23 protein-coding genes are annotated in these 24,834 nt (G+C 62.2%); 12 read left to right on the forward strand and 11 right to left on the reverse strand.

Features of this window, described 5'->3' with window-relative positions:
- Positions 1-319: 319 nt before the first annotated feature.
- Genes FFI94_RS04125 through FFI94_RS04145 form a run of 5 tightly spaced genes read right to left on the reverse strand, consistent with a single transcriptional unit; the run spans position 320 to position 5,904 of the window.
- Entirely contained in the window at positions 320-1,372 is a 1,053-nt protein-coding gene (locus FFI94_RS04125) for an acyl-CoA dehydrogenase family protein (RefSeq protein WP_138871867.1), read from the reverse strand.
- On the reverse strand, positions 1,369-2,337 hold the full coding sequence (locus FFI94_RS04130) for an acyl-CoA dehydrogenase family protein (protein ID WP_138871868.1): 969 nt from the start codon (positions 2,335-2,337) through the stop codon (positions 1,369-1,371). The genes FFI94_RS04125 and FFI94_RS04130 overlap by 4 nt, the downstream gene beginning before the upstream one ends.
- Positions 2,334-3,494, reverse strand: a complete 1,161-nt coding sequence (locus FFI94_RS04135; protein WP_138871869.1) for an acyl-CoA dehydrogenase family protein — start codon at positions 3,492-3,494, stop codon at positions 2,334-2,336. Before FFI94_RS04135 ends, FFI94_RS04130 begins: the two co-directional genes overlap by 4 nt.
- Positions 3,494-4,366 carry an enoyl-CoA hydratase gene (locus FFI94_RS04140; RefSeq protein WP_033232406.1) on the reverse strand — a complete coding sequence of 291 codons (873 nt, stop codon included), beginning with the start codon at positions 4,364-4,366 and terminating at the stop codon, positions 3,494-3,496. Before FFI94_RS04140 ends, FFI94_RS04135 begins: the two co-directional genes overlap by 1 nt.
- The gene (locus tag FFI94_RS04145; protein ID WP_138871870.1) at positions 4,363-5,904 is read right to left on the reverse strand and encodes a FadD3 family acyl-CoA ligase; all 1,542 of its coding nucleotides are present in this window, start codon (positions 5,902-5,904) and stop codon (positions 4,363-4,365) included. Before FFI94_RS04145 ends, FFI94_RS04140 begins: the two co-directional genes overlap by 4 nt.
- 55 nt (positions 5,905-5,959) lie before the next feature.
- Here FFI94_RS04145 and FFI94_RS04150 point away from each other — a divergent pair, with 55 nt between their 5' ends.
- The 4 genes from FFI94_RS04150 (at position 5,960) to FFI94_RS04165 (ending at position 9,892) form a co-directional block, all read left to right on the forward strand.
- Positions 5,960-7,189, forward strand: coding sequence for an acyl-CoA dehydrogenase family protein (locus FFI94_RS04150; RefSeq protein WP_138871871.1), 1,230 nt, complete (start codon positions 5,960-5,962; stop codon positions 7,187-7,189).
- Positions 7,189-8,001, forward strand: coding sequence for an SDR family oxidoreductase (locus tag FFI94_RS04155; RefSeq protein ID WP_138871872.1), 813 nt, complete (start codon positions 7,189-7,191; stop codon positions 7,999-8,001). Before FFI94_RS04150 ends, FFI94_RS04155 begins: the two co-directional genes overlap by 1 nt.
- A 74-nt stretch (positions 8,002-8,075) precedes the next feature.
- Positions 8,076-8,732 carry a TetR/AcrR family transcriptional regulator gene (locus tag FFI94_RS04160; RefSeq protein WP_138871873.1) on the forward strand — a complete coding sequence of 219 codons (657 nt, stop codon included), beginning with the start codon at positions 8,076-8,078 and terminating at the stop codon, positions 8,730-8,732.
- Positions 8,733-8,743: 11 nt separating this feature from the next.
- The gene (locus tag FFI94_RS04165; RefSeq protein WP_138871874.1) at positions 8,744-9,892 is read left to right on the forward strand and encodes an acetyl-CoA C-acetyltransferase; all 1,149 of its coding nucleotides are present in this window, start codon (positions 8,744-8,746) and stop codon (positions 9,890-9,892) included.
- A gap of 55 nt (positions 9,893-9,947) precedes the next feature.
- Here the strand turns inward: FFI94_RS04165 and FFI94_RS04170 are convergent, their stop codons facing one another.
- Together FFI94_RS04170 and FFI94_RS04175 are read right to left on the reverse strand one after the other, a co-directional pair.
- Positions 9,948-10,268, reverse strand: coding sequence for a DUF4333 domain-containing protein (locus FFI94_RS04170; RefSeq protein ID WP_138871875.1), 321 nt, complete (start codon positions 10,266-10,268; stop codon positions 9,948-9,950).
- 98 nt (positions 10,269-10,366) lie between these two features.
- The gene (locus FFI94_RS04175) at positions 10,367-11,764 is read right to left on the reverse strand and encodes a cytochrome P450 (protein ID WP_138871876.1); all 1,398 of its coding nucleotides are present in this window, start codon (positions 11,762-11,764) and stop codon (positions 10,367-10,369) included.
- A 95-nt stretch (positions 11,765-11,859) separates the two neighbouring features.
- Here FFI94_RS04175 and FFI94_RS04180 point away from each other — a divergent pair, with 95 nt between their 5' ends.
- Positions 11,860-12,459, forward strand: coding sequence for a TetR/AcrR family transcriptional regulator (locus FFI94_RS04180; RefSeq protein ID WP_138871877.1), 600 nt, complete (start codon positions 11,860-11,862; stop codon positions 12,457-12,459).
- Positions 12,460-12,475: 16 nt separating this feature from the next.
- On the opposite strand, the gene FFI94_RS04185 is transcribed toward FFI94_RS04180, so the two are convergent.
- Positions 12,476-13,354 carry a bile acid:sodium symporter family protein gene (locus tag FFI94_RS04185; RefSeq protein ID WP_138871878.1) on the reverse strand — a complete coding sequence of 293 codons (879 nt, stop codon included), beginning with the start codon at positions 13,352-13,354 and terminating at the stop codon, positions 12,476-12,478.
- A 128-nt stretch (positions 13,355-13,482) separates the two neighbouring features.
- Here FFI94_RS04185 and FFI94_RS04190 point away from each other — a divergent pair, with 128 nt between their 5' ends.
- The 6 genes from FFI94_RS04190 (at position 13,483) to FFI94_RS04215 (ending at position 18,403) form a co-directional block, all read left to right on the forward strand.
- A complete protein-coding gene (locus FFI94_RS04190; RefSeq protein WP_033232393.1) occupies positions 13,483-13,755 on the forward strand; it encodes a DUF2277 domain-containing protein in 273 nt (90 codons plus the stop codon).
- A 5-nt stretch (positions 13,756-13,760) separates the two neighbouring features.
- On the forward strand, positions 13,761-15,182 hold the full coding sequence (locus tag FFI94_RS04195; RefSeq protein WP_138871879.1) for an alpha/beta hydrolase: 1,422 nt from the start codon (positions 13,761-13,763) through the stop codon (positions 15,180-15,182).
- 67 nt (positions 15,183-15,249) lie between these two features.
- Positions 15,250-16,245 carry an aldo/keto reductase gene (locus FFI94_RS04200; RefSeq protein WP_138871880.1) on the forward strand — a complete coding sequence of 332 codons (996 nt, stop codon included), beginning with the start codon at positions 15,250-15,252 and terminating at the stop codon, positions 16,243-16,245.
- A gap of 46 nt (positions 16,246-16,291) precedes the next feature.
- Positions 16,292-17,566: a nitrate/nitrite transporter gene (locus FFI94_RS04205; RefSeq protein WP_138871881.1), complete on the forward strand. Its 1,275-nt coding sequence runs from the start codon at positions 16,292-16,294 to the stop codon at positions 17,564-17,566.
- A 53-nt stretch (positions 17,567-17,619) separates the two neighbouring features.
- Positions 17,620-18,045 carry a DUF6325 family protein gene (locus FFI94_RS04210; RefSeq protein WP_138871882.1) on the forward strand — a complete coding sequence of 142 codons (426 nt, stop codon included), beginning with the start codon at positions 17,620-17,622 and terminating at the stop codon, positions 18,043-18,045.
- A gap of 40 nt (positions 18,046-18,085) precedes the next feature.
- Positions 18,086-18,403: an SHOCT domain-containing protein gene (locus tag FFI94_RS04215; protein WP_138871883.1), complete on the forward strand. Its 318-nt coding sequence runs from the start codon at positions 18,086-18,088 to the stop codon at positions 18,401-18,403.
- Positions 18,404-18,406: 3 nt separating this feature from the next.
- Here FFI94_RS04215 and FFI94_RS04220 read toward each other — a convergent pair whose 3' ends face one another.
- From FFI94_RS04220 to FFI94_RS04225, 3 genes are read right to left on the reverse strand one after another with little or no spacing between them, the layout of a single operon-like run.
- A complete protein-coding gene (locus FFI94_RS04220) occupies positions 18,407-19,375 on the reverse strand; it encodes an endonuclease/exonuclease/phosphatase family protein (protein WP_185993116.1) in 969 nt (322 codons plus the stop codon).
- Positions 19,376-19,426: 51 nt separating this feature from the next.
- Entirely contained in the window at positions 19,427-19,582 is a 156-nt protein-coding gene (locus FFI94_RS33545; RefSeq protein ID WP_185993117.1) for a hypothetical protein, read from the reverse strand.
- 53 nt (positions 19,583-19,635) lie between these two features.
- Positions 19,636-21,060 carry a wax ester/triacylglycerol synthase family O-acyltransferase gene (locus tag FFI94_RS04225; RefSeq protein WP_138871885.1) on the reverse strand — a complete coding sequence of 475 codons (1,425 nt, stop codon included), beginning with the start codon at positions 21,058-21,060 and terminating at the stop codon, positions 19,636-19,638.
- 429 nt (positions 21,061-21,489) lie between these two features.
- On the opposite strand from FFI94_RS04225, the gene FFI94_RS04230 reads away from it, so the two are divergent.
- Entirely contained in the window at positions 21,490-24,768 is a 3,279-nt protein-coding gene (locus tag FFI94_RS04230; RefSeq protein ID WP_138871886.1) for a protein kinase domain-containing protein, read from the forward strand.
- Positions 24,769-24,834: the final 66 nt, after the last annotated feature.

A 24,834-nucleotide genomic window follows, 5' to 3' on the forward strand; every position in this document is an offset into this window, starting at 1 on the left:
AACACGTGACAGCTCATGCTGAGCGAACATGTGACAGCTAAACCGGAATTGCGTACAGCACAAGGCTGCACATAGCGCGGCGCTGGTCGGGTCACCGCGAGATGAAAGGAGGAATCCTGCTCACCGACCATGCATTCTCCAACCGCCATGAGCAACGGGTGGAGTGAGTTTGACGCCAAAGCAATTTCGACCGTATTCCCACTGCGAGGTTTTAGGCGAGCGTTCGGGTGAAAGATGCACATTTGTAACTCGATTGTGCTGAACACACAGAAGCCCCCTCAGTCCGTTTCCAGACTGAGGGGGCTTCGAATGCGGTTTGTTACAGCCCTGCGGCAGTTGCCAACTCAGGCAGGTATGCACTCGGCTGGCCGAACAACTGCGCGCTACTGTGCGCACGCTTGAAGTACAGCTGAGCGTCGTGCTCCCAGGTGATGGCGATTCCGCCGTGCAACTGAACGGCTTCGGACGTGATCTGCTGGAATGCCTCCGAGCAGTACACCTTGGCGACAGCTGCGTCACCGGCGGACTGCGTCGCAACCGCCGCGTAGGTCATCGACCGCGCGGTCTCGACCAACGTGTACATGTCGGCCATCCGGTGCTTGAGGGCCTGGAAGGACCCGATTGCGCGACCGAACTGCTTGCGGGACTTGGTGTATTCCACGGTCTGTTCGACGATGGCTGCGGCTGCACCCACCTGCTCGGCGGACAGTGCGATCAGCGCCACCGTTCGGATGCGATCGACCAAGTCCGCGGACCATGCAAGAGGGCGCCCGCGAACACCGGAGAACGTGACCTCCGAAAGCGTGCGCGTCGGGTCCATGGTGGGGACGCGTCGGCGGGATACACCCTCGGCTGCGGGATCGACTTCGTAGAAACCGTCTGCCGTCAGCACCAGCAACGTGTCGGCGACGTGTCCGTCGAGGACGTAGGCAGCGGTGCCGTTCAAGGCGTCCTCGGTTGCCTCGACGCCAAAGGTGTTCCAGCCGCCCGTGCCCGCCCAGCACAGTGCAAGAGTGCTTTCGCCGGCCGCAACGCCGGGGAGTAGACGCGAGCAGGCGTCGGTATCACCCGAGAGCAACAGAGCCTGCGCGGCGAGAATCGCGGAACCCAGCATCGGCGACGGCGTCAACGTGCGTCCCAGTTCTTCCTGGACCACGTGAACTTCAGCCAGGCTCGCTCCGACGCCGTCGAACTCTTCGGGAATCGCCAGTGCGGCGACGCCGATCTGCTCACACAGCTTGCTCCACAGTGCAGCGTCGTAGCCGTTGTCCGTGGTGATGGCGGCGCGGACGGCAGCGGAGTCGGAATGCTTGCTCAGGAGGTCGCGTACCGACGCGCGTAGTGCTGCCTGGTCCTCGGTGTCGATGCTCATGACGCCGAGACCAGGGAATCGACGACGCGGGAGCGGTGCATTGCCGGAGTGCCCCACGCGGTGAGCAGTGCTCGTACCTTGGTGAGCCACAGTGAGAGATCGTGTTCCATCGTGTATCCGATGGCGCCGTGAACCTGGAGTCCGACGCGTGCGGCCTTGTACGCGGCGTCACCGCAGGCAACCTTGGCTGCGGAGATGTCACGCGAAGCGTCTGCGGACTGATCGCGCACCGACAGTGCAGCACCGTGCAGGAGCGGGCGAGCCATCTCGAGGGCCACTGCAACCTCGGCGAGGTGATGCTTCATGGCCTGGAACTGTCCGATGACCTTGCCGAATTGCTTGCGCTGCTTCGCGTATTCGGTCGTCACCTCGAGCAGTGTCTGGCCGAGACCCTGAAGCTGAGCAGCAGTGGCGAGGGCACCCATGTCGAAGGCTGCCGAGAAGTCGGCGGAGCCGAGCGACTCGCCGGCGGAAACCTCGAAGAGCTTGCGTGAGAGATCCACCGACGCCTTGGCTTCGCCGGGAATGCCGAGGCTGACTGCGCCGCCCTGTGCAAGTAGCACAAGGTCGACCGAGTTGGCGTCGAGCGCAAACGGCGTGTGCGGGGGAGCGGCGACGGTTGCCAGTGAACCCTCGGCGAGAGCGGAGAGGCGTTCCGGTGCAACAGAAGCCAGCAGTGTCGGTGCCACCGCGATGGTCTCGGCGACCGGGCCAGGAACCGCATGGCGGCCGAGCTGCTCGAGGGCGACAACCAGGTCGACGGCGTCGGCGCCCAGACCGTCGTGCTCTTCGGCGATGACAAGTCCGTTGACGCCGGTCTCGGCGAGCCGCTGCCACAGCTTCTTGCCTGGCGCGGTGTCACCGTCGTTCCAGGAACGGATGACGGCGGGCATGTCGGACTTGGTGAGCAACGCATCGATGCTCGCAGCGAAGTCCTGGTGGGAGGAGTCGAGCGCGAATCTCATCGGTCCGCCTTAGGTAGGCCGAGCAGACGCTCAGCGATGACATTTTTCTGAATCTCGTTGGTGCCTGCGTAGATCGGGCCGGACAGGGAGAACAGGTATCCGTCCATCCAGTTGTCGGCCAGTTCGGCTTCGGGGCCCTGCAGTTCGAGGGCTGTCTCGTGGGTAGCGATGTCCCACTCGGACCAGAAGACCTTGTTGATCGAGGACTCGGCTCCGAGTTGGCCGCCATCGGCGAGACGGGTGACGGTGCCGAACGTGTTGAGCTGGTAGGCGCGAGCGCCGATCCAAGCGTCGGCGACCTGGTTGCGCAGAGCGCTGTCGTCCGTGCGTCCGCTGGCCCTGTACAGCTCGAGGAGGCGGTCGACGGTGGCGAGGAAGCGGCCGGGGCTGCGCAGCGAGAGACCGCGCTCGTTGCTGGCAGTGCTCATCGCGACGCGCCATCCCTCGTTGACGCTGCCGATCACGCCGGACTCACCCGGGTTGGCCGGGTCGTCGGGAACAAAGACGTCCTCGAGGAAGATTTCGGCGAAGCCGGGCTCTCCGTCGAGCTGATCGATCGGACGCACGGTGACGCCCTTCGATCGGAGGTCGAACATGAAGTAGGTAATGCCCTTGTGGCGCTGCGCATCCGGATCGGAGCGGAACAGGCCGAAGCCCCAGTCGGCGTAGCTGGCGCGTGAGCTCCACGTCTTCTGGCCGTTGAGCAGCCAGCCGCCGTCGACCTTCTTGGCGCTCGAACGCAGGCTGGCGAGGTCAGAACCGGACTCGGGCTCGGACCAGGCCTGTGCCCAGATGTCGTCGGCGCGGGCCATGCGCGGCATGATTCGTGCCAACTGCTCGGGATTGGCGTGCTCGAAAAGCGTGGGAGCCAGCAGGAAGATGCCGTTCTGGCTTACGCGTCCGGGTGCGCCCGAGCGGTAGTACTCCTCCTCGAAGATGACCCACTCGAGCAGCGACGCGTCGCGTCCGCCGAGTTCCTTGGGCCACGAGACAACGGCGTAGCCGGCGTCGGCGAGAGTGTGCTCCCACTGGCGATGTTCTTCGAAGCCCTCGGCGGTGTCCATCGACTTCAGGGGAGTGGCGGGCACATTCGCCTCCAGGAACGAGCGGACCTCGTCACGGAATGCGGTTGTGGCGTCGTCGAATACGAGATCCACTAGTTTGTTCCTTCCTGCGGTGTGCGAGCACTGGCAGCCATAGCTTTGGCGTCGAGACCACCAAGCGAGTCCTTGCCTACCTCGGCGTTGTGAGCGTGAGCGAAGTGATGCAGACCGAAGACGGAATCGATGCCGTTGCGCATCCCCATCTGATCCTCACACTGATTGACGGCCTTCTTCGTGAGTGCCAGTCCGAAGCGCGGCATCTCGGAGATACGTTCGGCAAGTGCAAACGTCTCCTTCTCGAGATCGTCGCGGGAAACAACACGATTGACCATGCCGATTTCGTAGGCACGTTGCGCGGTGAAGCGGTCGCCGGTGAAGAGCATTTCCTTGGCGAATCTCGAGCCCACCATCCACGGGTGGGCAAAGTACTCCACGCCGGGGATACCCATGCGGACAACGGGATCGGAGAAGAATGCGTCGTCGGCGGCGACGATCATGTCGCAGACCCACGCAAGCATGAGACCGCCGGCGATGCAGGCACCCTGCACCATGGCGATGGTGGGCTTGGGGATCTCCCGCCAACGGCGGCACATTCCCAGGTACACCTCCATCTCGCGAGCGAAACGTTGGTCACCACCGGGCTTGTCGACGTGATCCCACCACATGGCGGCCTTGTTCTCGTACTCGACGTGATGGTCGCGGCCCGGTGTTCCCAAATCGTGTCCAGCACTGAAATGAGGTCCGTTGCCCGCCAGGACAATGACTTTGACGTCGTCGTCGTCGACGGCGCGCTGGAAAGCGGCGTCAAGTGCGTACGTCACCACTGAGTTCTGAGCATTGCGGTAATCGGGACGGTTGAGCGTAACGACGGCCACGGTGCCACGGACCTCGTAGGTCACGACATCGGCTTCGAAAGGAACGGTCATGACTTTTCCTCACGCAGAACAGTTTTGAGAATCTTGCCCGAAGGGTTGCGGGGGAGGTGATCGACGAAGTGAACTTCGCGCGGCACCTTGAATCCGGCGATCTTTTCCTTGAGGAAAGCGATGACGGATTCTTCGGTCAGTCCGGCACCGTCGAGTTGAGCGATGTAGACGCGGCCGACCTCGCCCATCCGGTGATCGGGAATGCCGATTACAGCCGCTTCGTGGACGCCGGGCAGGCGAGCCAGCATTCCTTCGATCTCGGCGGGGTAGACGTTGAATCCGCCGCTGACGTACATGTCCTTGAGACGGTCGGTGATGTCGAGATATCCACGCTCGTCGAGGGTTCCGACATCACCGGTGTGCAGCCAACCGTCGGCGTCGATGGCCTTGGCGGTGGACTCAGGATCGTCGAGGTATCCGAGCATGACATTCGGTCCGCGTAGCAGGATCTCGCCCTGATCGCCGATCTTGACCTCGAAATCAGCTGTCGCGCGGCCCGAACTCGTGGACACCGTGACCGGGTCGTCGTCGGTGCGGCACATGGTGGCCACCACGGCCTCGGTCAGGCCGTAGGCGGTGAGAACCGCGTCGAACAGTTCGCTTTGCATACGCTCGACCAACGCGACGGGGACCGGAGCGGCGCCCGTGATGGCGATGCGCAGCGACGACAGGTCGTACTCACCGCGGCGGGGATGATCGAGGATCGTCTGGTAGATCGTCGGAGCGCCTGGAAGGATGCTGATCTTCTCACGGTTGATCAGCGACAGGGTCTCGTCGATGTTGAAGACGGACACCGGCACGATGGTGGCACCGTTCAGGAGGCAGACCAGGATTCCGGCCTTGTACCCGAAGGTGTGGAAGAAGGGGCTGATGATCAGGAAGTTGTCATCCGCGGTGACCTCGGCATTATCTCCCCAGGACTGGGCGACGCCGATCGACTGACGGTGGGCGCTGATCGCGCCCTTGCTGCGTCCCGTCGTGCCCGAGGTGAAGAGGATGTCGCTGACATCGTCGGGCGTCACTGCTTCTGCCCTGGCGTCGGCTTCGGCGCGGGTGGCGTCGGTTGCGAGGGCGAGGAAGTCCTCGAACTCGATGACGCCCTCGCGTGCGTCGTCGCCGTCTGCCGGCACGCGGATCACGGTCGGAATCGACAGGTCGGGATTTGCGTCGAGTAGCTGCTGGTATCGATCGGCCTTGAGGAACTTGCCGACGATTACCAGGGCGGCCGCGTCGACGCGCTCGACGATATCGAGTGCCTCGGTGCCCGTATATCTGGTGTTGATCGGGATGATCGCTGCTCCGGCGTACTGAGCGCCGAGGAGTGCGATCACCCAGTGGTGGGTGTTGGGTGCCCAGATGACAACACGGTCGCCTGCCTTCACTCCACGCGCGATCAGAGCGCCCGCAAAATCGCGTACACGCTGGTGCAACTGTGCAAAGGTCAGTCGGGTGTCGCCATCGGCAATTGCCGCGAGCTCACCGAACTCCTCGGCGGCCCGGATGAGGGCTGATGGGATGGTTCTCGGTTGATCGGTCACTGGACTCCTACCTGACACGCTACCTAGCAAGTGCTTGGTAGGTTATCTTACATATGTGGACCAGAGCGAGAGCCCGGACGGGCAGATGACGGACGACGAGTTTGCGGCAGAAGTTTCGCAGTGGCTGGCAGAGAACCTGACCGGCAAGTTTGCCCAGCTCAAGGGTAAGGGCGGACCGGGCAGCGAGCATGAGTTCTTCGAGCAACGCCTCGAATGGGACAAGCATCTCGCAGCCTCCGGCTGGACGTGCCTGGGATGGCCCAAGGAGTTCGGTGGCCGCGGAGCCACCATCTCCCAGCAAGTTGTCTTTCATCAGGAATACGCGAAGTCGGGTGCCCCCGCACGCGTCAGCCACATCGGCGAAGAACTTCTCGGTCCGACCCTGATCGCCTACGGAACGGACGAGCAGAAGCGTCGCTTCCTGCCGGGCATCAACACGGTCAGTGAATTGTGGGCGCAGGGATACTCCGAGCCCGGTGCCGGCTCCGACCTGGCCAACGTCTCGACGACGGCCCGTCTCGAAGACGGCAAGTGGATCATCAACGGCCAGAAAGTGTGGACGTCGCTCGCGCACGTCGCACAGTGGTGCTTTGTCGTGTGCCGCACCGAGGTCGGATCCAAGCGTCATCAGGGCCTGAGCTTCCTCCTGGTACCCCTGGACCAGCCCGGTGTGACCGTGCGTCCCATCCAGCAGCTCACCGGCACCTCCGAATTCAACGAGGTCTTCTTCGACGATGCTGTCACCGACGCGGACCTCGTGGTCGGCGAACCGGGTGAAGGCTGGAAGATCGCCATGGGCCTGCTCACCTTCGAGCGTGGCGTGTCCACGCTAGGTCAGCAGATCGGGTTCGCCCGCGAACTGCAAGGCGTCGTCAACCTGGCGAAGGCCAACGGCAGCGATCAGGATCCGCACATCCGCGAGAAGATCGCGCGGGCCTGGGTGGGCCTACGCGTCATGCGTGCCCACGCCATGCGTACCCTCGACGCGGTCGACGCCGGAACAGGTGGCGGCGAAGCATCCGTCGCAAAACTGTTGTGGGCCAACTGGCATCGTGACCTCGGCCAGCTCGCGATGGACGTGCAAGGTGCGTCGTCGCTGGTTGCACCTTGGGAGAACTCCGAAGGCCAGCCCTCGGACATCACCGATCCCGAGCACCTCGAACTGGACGAGTGGCAGCGACTGTTCCTCTTCACTCGCGCCGACACGATCTACGGCGGCTCCAACGAAATTCAGCGCAACATCATTTCCGAGCGCGTGCTCGGTCTTCCCCGAGAGGCTCGTTAATGTCTGACTCCACAGTGGTTTCGCCCTTGTCCGTCGCACCGGAGGAAACTCCGGGCCACGGATTGCTGAAGGGCAAGAAGGCCATCGTCACCGCAGCCGCCGGTACGGGCATCGGTTTCTCGACCGCGCGTCGTGTCCTGATGGAAGGCGGCGACGTCCTCGTCTCCGACTTCCACGAGCGTCGTCTCGGCGAGACCGTCGAGAAGCTGAAGGCCGAATTCCCCGGCCAGCAGGTCGAATCGATCATCTGCGACGTTTCCAGCACGGCACAGGTCGACGCACTCTTCGACGGCGGCGCCGAGAAGCTGGGTCGAATCGACATCGTGGTCAACAACGCGGGCCTCGGCGGCGAAACTCCCGTCGTCGACATGACGGACGATCAGTGGGATCGCGTTATCGACATCACCCTCAACAGCACCTTCCGCGCGACGCGCGCAGCACTGCGGTATTTCAAGAGCGTCGAACATGGCGGCGTTCTCGTCAACAACGCATCGGTCCTCGGCTGGCGCGCACAGCACTCGCAGGCGCACTACGCAGCGGCCAAGGCCGGCGTGATGGCACTGACGCGCTGCAGCGCGATCGAGGCCGCCGAGTACGGCGTCCGCATCAACGCCGTCTCCCCGTCCATCGCCCGCCATGCCTTCCTGGCAAAGGTCACCAGCGAAGAACTGCTCGACCAGCTGGCGTCCGGTGAGGCCTACGGCCGCGCAGCCGAGGTGTGGGAAATCGCTTCGGTCATCGCGATGCTGGCGAGCGACTACACGACGTACATGACCGGCGAGATTGTTTCTGTTTCTTCGCAGAGGGCGTAGGCCTACTGTGCGCCTTTGTTAACCGCGGGCGGTTAACAAAGGCGCACAGTGAAGCCCTGGATAGGATTGAAATCATGACGCCATCCCGAAATTCCGACGACACTGCAGGAAAATCCGGTCGCCGCGACGAACTTCTCGCGATCGCAGCCGGCCTGTTTGCCGACCGCGGAGTACGGGCGACGACGGTTCGCGACATTGCCGATGCGGCCGGGATACTGTCCGGCAGTCTCTACCACCATTTCGATTCCAAGGAGTCGATGGTCGACGAGATCCTTCACCAGTTCCTCGACGACCTGTTCGGCAAATACCGCGAGATCGTGGCTGCAGGTCTTGGCAGCCGGGCAACGCTCGAAGCGCTGATCGTCACTTCGTACGAAGCGATCGACGCGTCGCATTCGGCCGTCGCCATCTACCAGGACGAGGTCAAGCACCTGGTCGCGAACGAGCGATTCTCGTACTTGGTCGAACGCAACACCGAGTTCCGGGATCTGTGGGTGAGTGTGCTCGAGGCTGGGGTCGCCGACGGAAGTTTCCGTTCCGACCTCAATATCGAACTGGTTTTCCGCTTCATGCGCGACACCGTCTGGGTTGCCGTGCGCTGGTACCGGCCGGGTGGCACGTTGACCGCTCACACCGTCGCAGCTCAGTACCTCGCAATTGTTCTCGACGGACTCTCTGATCCGTCTGCGGCAGCTGCCGCATCCAAAACTACTGCTGCACTATCGAACTAGGAGTAAAGATCATGTCCGAGGTTTACATCGTCGATGCCATCCGCACCCCGATCGGTAAGCGCGGCGGCGCACTGTCGGGTGTGCACCCCATCGACTTGGGCGCGCACGTCATCAAGGCCGTTGTCGAGCGCACCGGTATCGATGCCGGCGAGGTCGACGACGTCATCTTCGGTTGCGTCGACGCCATCGGTGGCCAGGCCGGCAACATTGCCCGCATGTCCTGGCTCGCAGCAGGATTTCCCCAGCACGTTCCCGGCGTGACAGTGGACCGTCAGTGTGGTTCCAGCCAGCAGGCAGTGCACTTCGGTGCGCAGGCAATCCTGTCCGGCACCGCGGATCTGATCATCGCCGGTGGCGTGCAGAACATGAGCCAGATTCCGATCTCGGCAGCCATGATCGTCGGCCAGCAGTACGGATTCGACACTCCCACTTCCGGTTCCGTCGGCTGGGCCGAGCGGTACGGTGATCAGGAAGTCTCGCAGTTCAAGGGCGCGGAAATGATCGCCGAGAAGTGGGACGTCAGCCGCGAAGAGCTCGAGAAGTGGGCTCTGCAGAGCCATGAGCGCGCCAAGGCTGCCATCGCAGCCGGCCGTTTCGACAACGAGATCGTCACCATGGGCGACGCGACCGTCGACGAAGGCCCCCGTGAGACAAGCCTCGAGAAGATGGCGTCGCTCAACGTCCTCGTCGAAGACGGCCGGATGACAGCTGCTGTCGCAAGCCAGATCTCGGACGGTGCGAGCGCACTGCTCCTGGCGTCGGAAGAAGCGGTCAAGAAGCACGGCCTCAAGCCCCGCGCCCGGATTCATCACCTCAGCGCCCGCGGCGACGACCCCATCTTCATGCTCAGCGCACCCATCCCGGCAACGCAGTACGCGCTGGAGAAGACGGGCCTGACCATCGAGGACATCGACATCGTCGAGATCAATGAGGCATTTGCTCCCGTTGTTCTCGCGTGGATCAAGGAAATCGGTGCGGATCCGGCCAAGGTCAACGTCAACGGTGGCGCAATTGCGCTCGGTCACCCGCTCGGCGCTACCGGCACCAAGCTGATGGCAACGCTTCTCAACGAGCTCGAGCGCACCGGCGGACGCTACGGACTGCTCACCATCTGCGAGGGTGGCGGCACCGCAAACGTGACGATTATCGAGCGTCTCTGACAAATCTGCTGTGCGCCTTTGTTAACCGCGCGAGGTTGACAAAGGCGCACGGCAGTTAGTTCGCTGTATCCGCTACCTGCACGTCGAATTTGACGTTGTCACCGTCGACGCTGGTCACCGTTCCTGTCACGTCGTACTCGGTACCCTGGTCGGTCAGTGTGCAGACGACGGTTGCACCGACCTCCGCGTCGAGGCCCTCCGGACAGGTGACGTCGTCGGGTGCCCTGCCGACAGTCGCTGCGAGCTGGCTGGACATCTGGGCCGCGACCTTGTCGGCGGGTACCTGCTTGTCGCCGATGCTGACGGAGGCCGAGCACGCGCCGGTAGCCAGTGCGGCAGCTACGCAGATTGCCGCGGCAAGGTGATTTCTCTTCATAAGGTCTCCCGGGTGAGCACGGTTCCAGCTTCGGACCGGCCGGTCCTCGATGATGGTAGACCCCGAATCGACTTTTCGGATGATTCGGGCAGACGAGGTCAGCGTCGTCGAACCGACAGTGTGAACCCCTCCGGCATCAAGGTCAGACGCTCGACAACTTTCAGTCGATAGTCCGGATCGGGTTCGACGGTGTACTTCTGCAAGATCGTTCCCAGAACGAGAACTGCCTCGTGGATGGCGAATTGCCTTCCGATGCAAGCACGTTCACCGGTCCCGAAGGGCTTGTAGGTGTGAGCGGGACGGGCCTTGACATTCGCCGGCAGGAATCTGTCCGGATCGAAGGCTTCGGGATTGTTGCCCCACAACGGATCTCGGTGCAGCGACGGGATGAGGACAAGCATCCAGTCGCCCTTCTTCATCGGGTATTTGCCGATCAAGGTGGTGTCCTGCCGGGCGGCGCGGGCGTAGGCCGGGGCGGTCGGCCACAGCCGCAGTGATTCGTCGAGGACGCGTCGGACGTACCGGAGTTTTGCGATCTTCTCGAACGGCGGCTCTTCGCTGCCCCACACGGCATCAACTTCTGCTTGCGCCTTGGCCAAGACCTCCGGATTCTGTGACAGATAGTAGAGCGCGAACGACAAAGCGCCGGAGGTTGTTTCATGTCCGGCAACCAGGAATGTGACTACCTGGTGCCGAATGTTCAGCTCGTCGATCCGGTTCGGATCATTCTCTTTCGCGGCACGCAGCATCAGTTCCAGAAGATCTTCGTGTGCACCGCCGGGGTTCTCGCGCCGAGTGCGGATCACCTCGTCGACAACGTCGGCCATGTATGCCTTGCGAATGTCGTCGCGTGCGTCCGAGCGTCGTGCGAGAAAACGTCCGACTGCGGTCGACTTGATGAACGTGGTCCGCTGCGAATGGGACAGAGTGCCGATCATGGCTTTGACAAACGGATGCTGTTCTTCGCGTTCGAACGAGTCGAAGGAGTAGCTGAACCCCGTTCGGCCGATTGTCTCGAGGGTCAATTTGGTCATGTCGGCCGAGACGTCGATGGGGGAGCCGGTGCCATGACGGTCCCAGTACGCAACCAGTTCGCCGGCCACGTCGAGCATCGTGCGGTGGTACGAGCGCATGGCTGTCTGGCTGAACGCCGGAGCGAGGAGGTTGTGGGCCTTGGCCCAATTGGGTTCGCTGTTGTAGGCGGTGAACAGTCCGTCACCTCCAATCCCTCGTAGTGCTTTGACTCCTGGTGCCAGGTGTTTTGCAAAGCGGGACTCATCGGCGAGGTCGGCAACCATGTCTGCGCCGGATACGAAGACAAAGCGATTTCCGAGTACGTTGCGTTCGAAGATCGGGCCGAGTTCGCGGCCGATGCTGACGGAGTTCTGCAGCGGTGTCCGGACGTTGACGCCCAGAATGTCGCCGAGGACAGGGAGGCGGCGGGCCGGATGCGGAATGGTTGGCGCGCCTGCGTTCGGCGTTGCGTCGACGCTCATCGTTGTCCCCCGAGAAGAGTTCGCTTACTGAATTGGTGTCTAGTACGCAAAGTACGCCTTACTGAATCGGTGTCAAGTAGTAATCTGGGTTCGCCATGGTCACCCCACGTAAGCGTCTCGATCGCGAGCAGCGACGCACGCAACTCCTCGACATCGGTGCGCAACTCTTTGCCGACCGGTCGTACGAGGATGTCTGGATCGAAGAAGTCGCTGAGATAGCGGGCGTCTCGCGCGGGCTGATGTACCACTACTTTCCGACCAAGCGGGATTTCTTTGCGGCCATAGTCGAACGAGAGTCCCAGCATCTACTCGAAGTAACGGCGCCGGATTCGACATTGCCCATCCAGGAACAGATCGCGGCTGGGCTCGATGCCTACTTTGCGTACGTGAAGTCGCACAGTAAGGGAGTGCGCGCAATCAACGTCGGGACGTTGTCGGCCGAAGCCGGTATCCGGGCGATAGTCGAGCGCGAGTTGGAACAGCAGCAGATTCGGATCCTCGACGCTCTCGGATTCGACGACGAGCGCAGGCAGATTGCCGCCGTCGCGGTGCGTGGGTGGATTGCCTTCGTTCGTGCAGTGTGTCTGAACTGGCTCGATCAACCGTCGATACCGCAGGAGGAATTGCGCGTGATCTGTCTGCGCACTCTTGCCGGGGCGCTCGGAACGGATCTAGGCAGTACGCAAGACGACTAGCGAAAAAGAGCTGATCTCAGTCGATCTCGGCCATGTTGCGAGATTTTCGCGTGATGACGGCACCGAACGCCGCTGCCAACGGGAACATGACGACGCCGTAGACCGCAGCTGGAACGGCCAACCGCACGTTGTCCATCAAGCTGACAGCGATGGTGATCGCCAAAGTGCTGTTGTGGATCCCGATTTCCATCGAACTGGCGATGGCTTGACGGTCCTCGATGCCGAAGACCCTGGGAACGACGTATCCGATCGACAGGCTCAGCAGACAGAACAATGCGGCGACAACTCCGATGTCGACCAGGTAGTCCGCAATGTTCTCGCGCTCCGATATGACGGTGCCGACAATGACCAGCGCCAGCACGACGGCCGATCCGATGCGCACCGGCTTGTCCATTCGCTGGGCAAAAGCGCTACTGCGCAGGCGAACCCACATCCCGATTGCGACTGGGATCAGGACGACGGCAAAAACTTGCACAACCTTCGTGAACTGGAGGCCGAGGGTGCCGTCGGCGTCAGTAGGCTCGAAATAACCGAGGGCGAAGTTGGTGATCAACGGCAGGGTAATCACGGCGATCACTGAATTTACCGCTGTGAGTGTCACATTGAGCGCAACGTCGCCGCGAAAGAGGTGACTGAACAAGTTGGCTGTGGTGCCGCCCGGCGATGCGGCCAGGAGCATCATGCCGACAGCGAGTAGGGGATCGAGATCGAAGGCGGTAACCAGCCCGAACGCAACGGCCGGTAGCAGTATCAACTGGCAGACGAGGGCGATCGAGACCGCTTTGGGTGCTTTTGCGACGCGGGCAAAGTCCTCGACGGTCAGTGAGAGTCCGAGACCGAACATGATGATCGCGAGTGCAATCGGCAGACCGACCGATGTGAGAGCTGAGTCCATGTGGCCACTTCCAGTCACTTGGGGAGAATTTTACTGAAACTACCGTGATGCTTGGGTTTGCGTGGCCATTTGGATGCATTCGTGTATCGGTCCGTGACGAGGTGGCTGAGCGCGGTTATCGTCGAACTATGTGCCGAAACATCACCGAACTCCGTGGACTCGAACCAGCCGCAACAGCGGAGGAGATCGAGGCAGCCTCTCGCCAATACATACGTAAGGTGAGTGGAATTGCCAAGGTGTCCGATGCCAACCGTGATGCCTTTGAACAGGCAGTTCGGGAGGTCACCGAAACTACGACGCGTTTGCTCAGCGCGCTGCCGCCGCGCAAACAGCCTCCCCAAACTGTCCCGCCGTTGCGTCGACCCGAAGTTCAGGCCCGAATCGCCGCTCGTTCGTCCTGACCCGAGTGGACCTCACCGACATCGACGCGTGGGACGTCGAACCCCTCGAACAACTTGCCGGAGGACTCGAGGGCGTGCTGGTTGCGCACCGCGTCCGGGACATGCGCCGACGCCTGGACGTGTTGCGCAGGGAGGCAGCCTCCGACGAACTACAGATCCGTGAAGACGGTTCGGTGTCAGCGGTCGCTCCCATCGTCGAAGGGCATCCCCTTCACGTGCATGCCGAACTGCTCTCGGCTGCCGCGCGTGAGCTGATCGGGGAAGCACTGCTGGTATCCGCGGATCTGCACCATGCGCTGTCCGTCCGGTCACAGGTGGGTACGGATCTGCGGGACAAGGCTTTTCGTGTCAACGAGGAGTGGCGTGGTTTCAGTCCGGCGCGCCGACGAGAGATTGTGCAGCGTGCTCCGGATCTGATCGCGAATCTCGACGGTATCCCGACAAGCATGCGCAGTCCGGTCAATCTGCGACGCGTGCAGGCCGAACGGGCACGGCTACAGGATGATTCGGTGCGCATCTCTCAAGAACTCCATCGCGAGTACTTCGGCGGACGATTGAGTAACACCGGTGCCGGACTCTGGTATGCGCAGCGCAAACTCGAGGATCTGAATTCGCTGGACGAGCTCCTCCACGAACAACCCGACCGCAAGTTGATCCTGATGGATATGCGCTCCGGTGAGCGCGGGTTTGGCGCGATAGCAATCGGTGATCCGGATACGGCAGATCACATCGCCGTGACCGTCCCTGGTCTCAACACCAACGTCAAGGACTCGTTGCGCGGAATGGTCGGGGAGGCAACACGATTGCGCGACGAGGCGCAGCGTCAGCTCCACAGTGCCGGACGTGAGGAAACCGTGGCCGCGATCGCCTGGATCGGATACGACGCCCCTCAAGTCATCGGCCCGGGAAAATTCGACCTCGGTCGGGCCAGCTTCGACGTGAGCCGTTCCGCCAAAGCGGGTATCGCGGCCGATGCGCTGGGGAGCTTCTTCCACGGACTACGAGCGGCAGCTGCGAAGCCGGACGTGCACATCACCGCACTCGGCCATTCCTACGGATCCCTTGCGACTTCGCTTGCACTGCAACGGGGTGCAAGTGCGTCGGTCGACGATGTGGTGTTCTACGGGTCTCCCGGTGTCCGGGCAAAAGTGGAGGCGGATCTCGGTATCGCGGATCGGCACGTCTACGTCATGAAGGCCGAAGGAGACAGCATCGCGGGCTTCGGACGCTTCGGCGGGGACCCGACACGAACGGAGTTCCAGCGGTTGTCCACAGCGGAGGGGATCACGCCGGACGGCGTGAAACACGAACGGGCCTTCGGTCATGCCGAGTACGCGAGAACCGGAGACAACGGTGAACTGAGGATGACAGGTTACAACCTCGCCGTGGTGGTGGCGGGATTGCCGGAGCTTGCAGTGCTCGCCTGAATGCGCCGTCGGCAGTTTCGGTACACACTGTGAGGGTTGTTCTTTTATCTGATCTCGAGGAGTGTTCATGCCTGTTTCCACCGTCACCCTGGCCGAAGGTCTCACCGTCAGCGCACAGGGCTACGGCGCTATGTCGGTGGCCCCCGTGTACGGGCCGGTGGATCCGGCAGAAGCGCTCGCGACGCTGCATCATGCGGTGGATATCGGGATCACCTTCATCGACACCGCAAACATCTACGGCGACGGTGCGAGCGAGCTGGCCGTGGGTAAATTGCTCGAAGGTCGGCGCGACGAGGTTCAGTTGGCCACCAAATTCGGACTGGTGGGTGGCTTGTCAGCTGGTCAGCGGGGGATCAACGGCGATCCGGCTTACGTGGCGAAAGCCCTCGACGAATCGCTCGGACGTCTCGGCGTCGACCATGTCGATCTGTACTACCTCCATCGTGTTGACCCGACGGTTCCGATCGAGGACACGGTGGGCGCGATGGCAGAGCAGGTAAAGGCCGGCAAGATCCGGCACATCGGACTCTCGGAAGCAACGGGAGACGAACTGCGTCGCGCGTATGCGGTCCACCCCATCTCCGCGATCCAGTCCGAGTGGAATATCTCGAGTCGCGACGTGGAGAACAAAGTGGTGCCCGCCGCCGCTGAACTCGGCGTGGGATTTGTTCCGTTCTCTCCGGTGGGACGAGGGTTCCTCGCGGGCTCGTTCGATCCCAGCGAGTGGGGCGAGAACGATCTGCGTCGACGCTTCCCGCGTTTCACGGATGCAGCACTTGCCACCAACCAGAAGGTGCTCGACGTCGTGCGCGAAGTGGGCGCCGAATCAGGAGCGACTCCGGCGCAGGTGTCACTGGCGTGGCTCGACGCGAAGGGACGGCATTACGGCCTGCCGTCGGTCTCGATTCCGGGCACCCGTTTTGCGGCGCGTGTGAGCGAGAATGCCGGCGCGTTGGACATCGATCTGACCGACGATCAGATCGCCCGACTCGACGCGCTTGCGGCTATCACCGAGGGGGAGCGCTCGGCAGATCTGAACTGGATCTCGCAAGGACGCGAGTAGTCACGTCGTGAGCCTGGCGAACTACTAGGAGTAACATAACTGCGCGATGAAAAAAGTGTGGCTGGTCTGGGGTGTCGGTGTATTTGCGTATGTGATCGCCGTGCTTCACCGCACTTCATTTGGTGTCTCGGGTCTGGCTGCAGCAGAACGTTTCTCGATTACCCCCAGTGTGCTGTCGAGTTTTGTGGTCCTGCAGATCGTGGTGTACGCGGGCATGCAGATCCCGGCGGGTGTGCTGCTCGATCGATACGGCTCGCGCATCATGATCGGCGTCGGCGCATTCATCCTGACGTGCGCGCAGTTGACGTTGGCGTTCACGGAATCGCTGCCCGTCGCGATTGGCGCACGCATCGCCGTGGGAGCCGGCGACGCACTCACCTTTATTTCCGTGCTGCGACTGGTTCCGCAGTGGTTCCCGCCGAGGCAGGTGCCACTCGTGTCGCAGTTCACGGGCATTCTCGGTCAACTGGGACAAGTACTTTCGGCTTTGCCGTTCATGTTGCTGCTGACCGGGACCGGTTGGACGCTCGCCTACGGCAGCGCCGCCGGCTTGGGCCTCCTCGCTTTTGTATTGGCACTCAGCCTGATTCGCGATTCACCGCCGGGCACCGAAATAGTGGCGGTTCCTGCCGGGGCAAGAGAGATCGGCCGCCAGATCAAGACGGTGTGGATGCGTCCGGGTACACGCCTCGGGTTCTTCAGCCACATGGGTACGCAGTTCTCGATCACGACATTCGCGTTGTTGTGGGGAGTCCCGTACCTGTCGTCGGCGCAAGGACTCGACGCCGCAACGGTCGGTTCTCTACTCACACTGTCGGTGATCTCTGCCATCGTCGCGGGCCCCATACTCGGCATTCTCACCGGCCGGTATCCGATGCGCCGATCTTGGCTCGTTCTTTCCATCATGGTGAGCAGTGCGGTGATGTGGACGATCGTGTTGGCCCGCAGCGAACCGTCACCGCTGTGGTTGCTGACGATATTGATCATCGTGATTTCAATCGGCGGTCCGGGTTCGGTGATCGGCTTCGACTATGCCCGCACATTCAACCCGAGCTCGGCGATGGGCACGGCTCAGGGAATGGTCAATATCGGTGGATTCCTGGCCTCGCTGATCGTGATCCAGGTGATGGGTGTGATTCTCGGCCATATGGGCGGCTATACCTTCGACGGTTTCCGGGTGGCCTGGTTGGTTCAGTACCCGGTGTGGATTCTCGGCATCATCGGTGTGCTCGTCACCCGGGGCAAAGCGCGACGCCAACTTGCGGAAGATGGAGTTCGGGTACGTCCGATGCGAGAGGTTCTGCGAGGTCGTAGGCAGTAAATCATCCGCGACGGGTGAAGCGAGCGCACCTGCGTTCGTACCACGCTTGATGGATGAGCGATCCATTGAATATCGGCCCGGTCGAATTGGTGGTGCTGGGGTTCCCAGGTTCGAGAGTGGACCCGGATACCGTCGCCGCACTGCAGAACATCGTCGAGCGTGGGTTCGTTACCCTGCTCGATCTCGTGTACATCGCCAAAGATCTCGACGGCAACATCAGGCAGGTCGACGTCGACGAGGACCTCACCGACATCGGCCTGGCAATCCTGTCGATCGAGGCAAAAGCATTGATCAGCGACGAGGACCTCGACGTGGTTCGCGAGTCTCTGGAACCAGGTACCTCCGCGGCAGTCATCGTCTACGAGCAGACGTGGGCGCGGGACTTCACCACCAAGGCCCGCGCGGGCGGTGGCGAGGTAGTTCTCCATGTTCAGATCCCACACGACGTCGTAGTGGCCGCAGTCGCTGCGGCGCTCTGAGTAGTTCAGGCATCGCCCACACAAGGCAGAGGAGATCAGCATGGTTTTTCGAGGTGGACGCAGAGGACGACCAGGATTGCTCGGCACCGTCGCGCGCACAGCAGTTGTGGCTGGAACAGCAAAGGCGACGTCCAACGCCATGGATCGGCGCAGCCAACGGAAGGCGAGCGAGCAGCAGGCGCAGTATGAGCAGTACGAGCAACAACAGGCGCCGCCGCAGCAGCAACAGGTTGCCCCGGCAGCACCTCCGGCCGGTGACGACCTGGTCTCGAAGCTTCAGGAGTTAGGACGGTTGCATCAATCGGGAGTGTTGTCCGACGAAGAATTTGCGGCGGCAAAAGCTCGGTTGCTCAGCTAGCTTTCACGCCATCGTGATGTCGGCAATCAGACCGTGATGGTCGGATCCTTTGACATCGATACGCTCGAGTGACGTCGCCACCGCGCCTCTGGTGAGGATGTGGTCGATACCGACAATCGCGGGGTAGGGCTTGTCGGTCGGGTAGGTCGGGATCAGGCCCGCACCGACCTGATCGGCTGCGCTGGCGTACCCGTCCGTGAGGAGATCGCGAAACTCCTTGTGTGAGTGAGTTGCATTGAAATCCCCACTAGCGATCACGTTGTCGCGACCGTCGACATCGGCGAGGTAGCCGCCGAGCTTCCGTTGTTCCGCTGCCCAAACCGAGGCGGGGGAGATATACGGCGGTGCCGTGTGGACGGCAAACAGCGTGACCGGTTGTGCCAGGCCGACGTTCAACTCGGCAGCCAAGGTTTCGGGGGAGAAACCGTCCAAACTTCGTGTGTCAGTGAGGGGGAACCGGCTGTAGATTCCTGCTCCACCGCCGCCGCCGGCATAGGGAACCACGAACGAGTGGGGCAGAATAGCCTCGAGCCCAGCGTTTTTCAGCGCGTCGGCGGCGCCTGACGTCAACTCCTGCACTGTCAGCACATCCACGTCTCGATCGCGGACAGTCGCGACAAGTGATTCCGGATCTGCTTCCCCGACCATGAGGTTGGCCTGCATGAGACGGATCGACGGACCGTGTGCGGTGCCGGTCGGACCACCTACGTACAGTGGCCCCACCGACCACACGAACATGCCCAGGACCACAGCCGATCCGGCGCACAGGATCCAGCGTCGGCCGAAGGCGGCGATCACCCCACCGACCAGGGCAGCGATCATTGCTACCGGTGCGAAGGACGCCAGGACGATCACCACATTGCGCTCCACGGCAAGCCGCGTTGCGATCAAGGCAATCAACCCGACGACGATTCCCGTCACGCCGATAACCGTCGCGAGTCGACGCAGAGCTAGTCGTCGGGTTGTTGTCATCGCTGTCTGCATGTTCTCTATAGAAGCAGAACGGCACTATGAGAGCCCGTGTCAGACGGTATTTCTTGCCCCACTGCTTCGATTACGGTCGTCGAACATGGCCTCGATCCGAGCTTTGATCTCAGCGGTACTGATCGTTCCACTGCGTGGGGCGGCGTAGGTGGCGGCTACCGGGGATGTCGGGGATTGCGGAATCTGGATGCCCATGGTGAAGTCCCTGTCCTGGTTACGGATGTGACGATCGTTGCAGGAGTAGTGAATTACAGGCCGGCGCCGGCTTCCAAGAGGTCGAGTTCGGTGCCGAGGTGATCGAGCAGAGGATTGAGGTCCGGGACGGTCCTCCGGCAGCTGGTAAGGCCGAATGAGATCTGATCGTCGCTGCTGGTGCAGGTGATGTTGAGTGCTTGACCGGTTGTCGGGATCGACAGTGGGTGGAGGGTATCGAGTCGGAATCCGTTCCAGTACAACGGTGTACGTGGCCCGGCGATGTTGGAGATGATGATGTTGAACGGTGGCCGCTGCGGTCCGCGCTGCCCGACAAGCATTTCCATCCCGAGGGGAGCGATGCCGAGGGCGCTCATTGCGAGTACCTGGGCGGGAGTCATCGCGCGCAGTGCGTCTTTTCCTTCATTCATGCAATTGCGTATCACTTCGAGTCGGAGTGTGGGGTCGTCGAGGTGAGTTGCCAAGTTGCACATGAGCAGTCCCACCCGGTTGCCGCCTGGGGTGCGATCGTCGGCGTTGTCGTTGGCGCGCAATGACACCGGCACCATGGCAACCAAGGGGGCGGACGGAAGTGCGTCCCGCTCGTGCAGGTAGTGGCGTAGGGTCCCGGCGGACATTGCCAGGATGACGTCGTTGATGGTGGCATCGGAGTGCTTGGCCAGCAATCGGATCCGTTCGACGGGGAAGGACCGGGCGGCGACGTGGCGGCTTCCACCGATCGGGACGTTGAACAACGTGTGCGGTGCGGTCACCGAGACGGCGCTGCCTTTGCCGCGTACGGCCCGGTCCATGGTGCGGACCGTCGTCGGTATCAATCCGGCCACTTCGCTGACCGCGGCGCGAGATACTCCCCATAGAGTGCCGGTCAGGGACGTTCGATCGGATTCCTGCGCGCTGGACTGTGCCGCGACGGGTGTCGGTACCGACCTCAGTGAGTGCGGAACTTGCCAGGGAGCGGACATGTTTCGACGATGGGGATCTTCACTCATGCTCTCGCGGAGCAGTCTCATCGCGCTGGCTCCGTCGGCGAGGGCGTGGTGAATCTTGGTGTACACGGCGTAGCGGCCGTCGGCGAGGCCTTCGATCAGGTGCATTTCCCAGAGTGGGCGGCTGCGGTCGAGCAGAGTGCCGTGCAACCTCGACACCAATGCGGTGAGCTCGGTCATGCCGCCCGGGGTAGGAAGTGCGTCGCGGCGAACATGGTGTTCGATGTCGATCTCGTTGTCGGCGAGGGTTTCCCATCCCCACTGTCCGAGCGAGGTGAGGGAGCGGCGCGCCCGTTTACGGAAGACTTCGGCGACTTTGCCGCCGGTGAGGGCGATATCGAACATCGCGCGCATATCGGTTGCGGACGCTCCGTCTGGTGGGGTGAAGATCGCCAGGCCACCGACGTGCATCGGATTCTCGCGGGACTCGCCGAGCAGAAACAGTGAATCGGTGGGTGCCATCGGTAACAGCATGCATGTCCTTCACTCATGAAGTCGGGGTTGGTGCGTGTGGTTCTTCCCGAGAACTGGTGTTCGAGTGGGTGTGATCGATCGGTCGTAACCTTCGGGGTGGTCGAAGTCACATGGAAGCATCTCGCTATCGGTTTTACAGCCACGGAACGGTCGGCGCTATTCGATAGGTCAGGGCACTGACCTGGACGTTTGGATAGGTGGCAGGTAGGGCATTGTGGACTGAAATTAATCATCAAAACGAAGTGATATGTATCACATTTTGAGTGTTGTGAGTACCTGTGTCAGTTTCGGAGTGCACAACGTAATTCCGGAGCATCTGCGCGCGGGCCGAGGACGTGCGCTGCGTTGACGGCCATACCCGAGTGGGAACATTATCGAGAGGTAACGCGACGGTGCATCATCGATGATGCCGCGGAATCGAAGTAGACGATGACCGAGAACGATCCACTCCAGACGCGCCGTGACATGCTTCCGTTCATTGCGGATGAGTTGCGAGCGGCAGGATTCGACGATGCCCGCGAGATCGGACGCGGAGGTTTCGGTGTGGTGTACCGCTGCACCCAGATCGGGCTGGATCGCACGGTGGCGGTGAAAGTCCTCACCGCCCACCTCGACGAGGAGAATCGGGCTCGCTTCTTTCGGGAACAGCGGGCCATGGGGCGCCTGACCGGACACCCGAATATCGTGGGCATCCTGCAGGTCGGAACCACCGATACCGGTCGCCCCTACCTGGTGATGCCCTACCACCGGCAGGGGTCCGTCGACACCAAAATTCGCGAGAACGGGCCGCTCGACCTGGAGGAAGTCCTGCGACTCGGGGTCAAGATGGCAGGCGCGCTCGAGACCGCGCATCGGCTCGGCATTCTGCATCGTGACGTCAAACCGGCCAATATTCTGCTCACCGACTACGGTGAACCGGCCCTGGCAGACTTCGGGATCGCACACATCGCAGACGGGTTCAAGACCGCGACCGGCACTGTCACAGGTTCGCCCGCCTTCACTGCTCCGGAGGTGCTCGGCGGTGAACCGCCCAGTCCGGCGTCCGACGTGTACGGGCTCGGGGCCACGCTGTTCAGCGCGCTCACCGGTCACGCGGCTTTCGAGCGCCGCAGCGGCGAGCAGGTTGTTGCTCAGTTCCTGCGGATCACCGCACAACCGCTGCCGGACATGCGCGAGCACGGCTTCCCTGACGACGTGTGTGGCGTCATAGAGAAGGCAATGTCCCGCGATCCGCTCGACCGTCCTTCCACATCGGTGCTGGGCGACGAACTACGGGAGTTGCAGGTCCGCCACGGATTGGTGGCCGACAGCATGGCGCTACGCGCGGAGCATGGGGCCGACCCGCGAGATCCGCGGCCGCAGCCGACGCGATGGCGTCCACCCGCATCGCCGGTGGTTCGGAGGGCCGACAAACATCTGCCGCTGGAGCTGACCAGCTTCGTCGGTCGACGCACCGAGTTGGCGGAGGTGAAGAATCTGTTATCGGTGTCGCGTCTGGTGACGTTGACGGGAATCGGTGGTGTCGGCAAGACACGTCTCGCGTTACGTGTCGCGTCGAATGTCCAGAAGGACTTCGTCGACGGTGTGTGGTTGGTCGAGCTGGGCGAGTTGCACGACGAATCGCTGGTGGTCGGCGCGGTGGCTGCAGCCCTCGGCGTACGTGACCAGTCATCACAGCCGCTGCAGGATATTTTGGTGGAGTTCCTGGCCACTCGGACGTTGCTACTGGTTCTCGACAATTGCGAGCAGGTGATCGATGCGGTGGCAGGGTTGGTCGAAGTGCTCCTGCGCGCGTGCCCGGAGTTGCGGATCCTGACAACCTCGCGCGAACCTCTCGGTATCGGTGGGGAATCGGTATTGCGCGTGTCTCCGCTGGCAGTCCCGGACCCGGATCGGGAGCCGTCACTGCGGGGGCTTCCCAGGTATGACGCGTTGACGTTGTTCGCTGAACGGGCAGCTGCTGCGGTCCGTGGTTTCGAAATCACGGAGGAGAACAAGGCAACGGTGGCCCGGATCTGCCAGCGTCTGGAAGGTCTGCCGCTGGCGATCGAGTTGGCGGCTGCCAGGCTTCGGGCGATGGCGCCCGAGCAGATCCTGGCGCGGTTGGACGATCGCTACGCGCTCTTGACCCGCGGCAGCCGGGGCGCTCCGACACGGCAGCAAACCTTGAGGTGGAGCATCGACTGGAGCTACGACCTGTGCACTCCCCGAGAGCAGGTGCTGTGGGGCAGGCTGTCGGTCTTCGCCGGAAGTTTCGAACTCGATGCGGCCGAGGCGATATGCGGTGGTGATCTGACACCGGAGGAACTACTCGACACGCTGGGGTCACTGGTGGACAAGTCGATCCTGATCCGGGAGGAATCGGACACAGTGGTCCACTTCCGGCTACTCGAGACACTTCTGGACTACGGCCGGGAGAAGATCCAGGAGGCGGGCGACTACGATGCGTTACGTCGCCGGCTCCGGGACTGGTACCAGCAATTGACGCTCGACGCGGAAGCCGAATGGATCAGTCCTCGGCAACTCGAGTGGATCGATCGACTCGATCGGGAGCGGCCGAACATACGGGAAGCGCTGGAGTATTGCCTCTCCGGCGACGACGAGGGTGTTGCCGCCGGACTACGCATGGCTACCGCGCTGTACCAGTTCTCGCTGACCCGCGGTCTGTACGGTGAATCTCGGCATTGGCTCGACCATTTTCTCGCCCGCGACGCCGGAAAGCCTACGGCGGAACGTATCCGGGCGATATACGCGGACAGCTTACTAGCGGCGGTACAGGGCGATCTGCTGGCGGCGACTGCACTGATAGAAGAGGGGCGCGCCCTTGCCGAGCAGTTCACCGATCCCCTTATTCACGCTCTTCTCGACAATGCAGATGGGATGCTTGCGCTGTACCGCGATGATCTTCCCCGTGCCGCCGTACGCCTCGAAGATGCACTCGAAGTGTTCGACGTACACGGCGACCTCGTTCTGGAAGTCGGTGTGCTGCAGACACTCGGGTTGGTGTACGAGATGCTCGACGAATCGAGGCGGTCGATCGGCTGTTACGAAAAAGCGCTCACAATCACCGAATCTCACGGCGAATCGGTGTATCGCTCATACACGTTGTGGGCCATGGGGGTCGCGGTGTGGAGGCAAGGTGACCAAGATCGAGCGGTGGTGTTTCTCGGGCAGGCGTTGCAGCTCACCGAACAGGTGAACTCCCCGCTCACCTGCGCAGCCTGTCTGGAGGTATTGGCCTGGATTGCGGCCGAAGAACCGAATCCTCGACGCGCCGCCGTGCTCATGGGAGCCGCCGAGGAATTGGGTCACTCCGTAGGCAGTGTCACGATCGTGTTCCCCACCTTGCAGCCCTACCACGATGAATGTGAGACGACGACGCGACGTGCATTGGGGGAGAAGGCATTCAAGGCTGCGCACCGGCAGGGTCGACTCATGACCATGGATGGAGCAGTCGCATTTGCGCTCGGCCGGCAGCCACTGGACGCGACGCAAACGGGGCCGTCGGTGGTGCTGACCAAGCGTGAGCGTGAGGTTGCCGACCTGGTCGCCCAGGGACTCACGAACAAACAGATCGCTGCCAAATTGGTGATCTCGCTCCGCACCGCGCAGGGCCATGTGGAGCACATACTTACCAAGCTCGGATTCACTTCGCGTACGCAGATCGCAGCCTGGGTGGTCGAGAAGTCCAGCAACGGGGAGGCGTGATTCTGCTGTGCGCCTTTATTAACCGCGGGCGGTTGACAAAGGCGCACAGCAAGCGCCCGGATCCCC

Source organism: Rhodococcus sp. KBS0724, assembly GCF_005938745.2.
Classification (GTDB): domain Bacteria; phylum Actinomycetota; class Actinomycetes; order Mycobacteriales; family Mycobacteriaceae; genus Rhodococcus_F.

Excerpts from the sequence above, each read along its gene's own strand:
- FFI94_RS04125 (WP_138871867.1), bottom strand. The coding sequence starts at position 1,372 with ATGAGCATCGACACCGAGGACCAGGCAGCACTACGCGCGTCGGTACGC.
- FFI94_RS04130 (WP_138871868.1), bottom strand. The coding sequence starts at position 2,337 with ATGAGATTCGCGCTCGACTCCTCCCACCAGGACTTCGCTGCGAGCATC.
- FFI94_RS04140 (WP_033232406.1), bottom strand. The coding sequence starts at position 4,366 with ATGACCGTTCCTTTCGAAGCCGATGTCGTGACCTACGAGGTCCGTGGC.
- FFI94_RS04155 (WP_138871872.1), top strand. The coding sequence starts at position 7,189 with ATGTCTGACTCCACAGTGGTTTCGCCCTTGTCCGTCGCACCGGAGGAA.
- FFI94_RS04160 (WP_138871873.1), top strand. The coding sequence starts at position 8,076 with ATGACGCCATCCCGAAATTCCGACGACACTGCAGGAAAATCCGGTCGC.
- FFI94_RS04165 (WP_138871874.1), top strand. The coding sequence starts at position 8,744 with ATGTCCGAGGTTTACATCGTCGATGCCATCCGCACCCCGATCGGTAAG.
- FFI94_RS04170 (WP_138871875.1), bottom strand. The coding sequence starts at position 10,268 with ATGAAGAGAAATCACCTTGCCGCGGCAATCTGCGTAGCTGCCGCACTG.
- FFI94_RS04175 (WP_138871876.1), bottom strand. The coding sequence starts at position 11,764 with ATGAGCGTCGACGCAACGCCGAACGCAGGCGCGCCAACCATTCCGCAT.
- FFI94_RS04180 (WP_138871877.1), top strand. The coding sequence starts at position 11,860 with ATGGTCACCCCACGTAAGCGTCTCGATCGCGAGCAGCGACGCACGCAA.
- FFI94_RS04185 (WP_138871878.1), bottom strand. The coding sequence starts at position 13,354 with ATGGACTCAGCTCTCACATCGGTCGGTCTGCCGATTGCACTCGCGATC.
- FFI94_RS04190 (WP_033232393.1), top strand. The coding sequence starts at position 13,483 with ATGTGCCGAAACATCACCGAACTCCGTGGACTCGAACCAGCCGCAACA.
- FFI94_RS04200 (WP_138871880.1), top strand. The coding sequence starts at position 15,250 with ATGCCTGTTTCCACCGTCACCCTGGCCGAAGGTCTCACCGTCAGCGCA.
- FFI94_RS04205 (WP_138871881.1), top strand. The coding sequence starts at position 16,292 with ATGAAAAAAGTGTGGCTGGTCTGGGGTGTCGGTGTATTTGCGTATGTG.
- FFI94_RS04210 (WP_138871882.1), top strand. The coding sequence starts at position 17,620 with ATGAGCGATCCATTGAATATCGGCCCGGTCGAATTGGTGGTGCTGGGG.
- FFI94_RS04215 (WP_138871883.1), top strand. The coding sequence starts at position 18,086 with ATGGTTTTTCGAGGTGGACGCAGAGGACGACCAGGATTGCTCGGCACC.
- FFI94_RS04220 (WP_185993116.1), bottom strand. The coding sequence starts at position 19,375 with ATGACAACAACCCGACGACTAGCTCTGCGTCGACTCGCGACGGTTATC.
- FFI94_RS33545 (WP_185993117.1), bottom strand. The coding sequence starts at position 19,582 with ATGGGCATCCAGATTCCGCAATCCCCGACATCCCCGGTAGCCGCCACC.
- FFI94_RS04225 (WP_138871885.1), bottom strand. The coding sequence starts at position 21,060 with ATGCTGTTACCGATGGCACCCACCGATTCACTGTTTCTGCTCGGCGAG.
- FFI94_RS04230 (WP_138871886.1), top strand. The coding sequence starts at position 21,490 with ATGACCGAGAACGATCCACTCCAGACGCGCCGTGACATGCTTCCGTTC.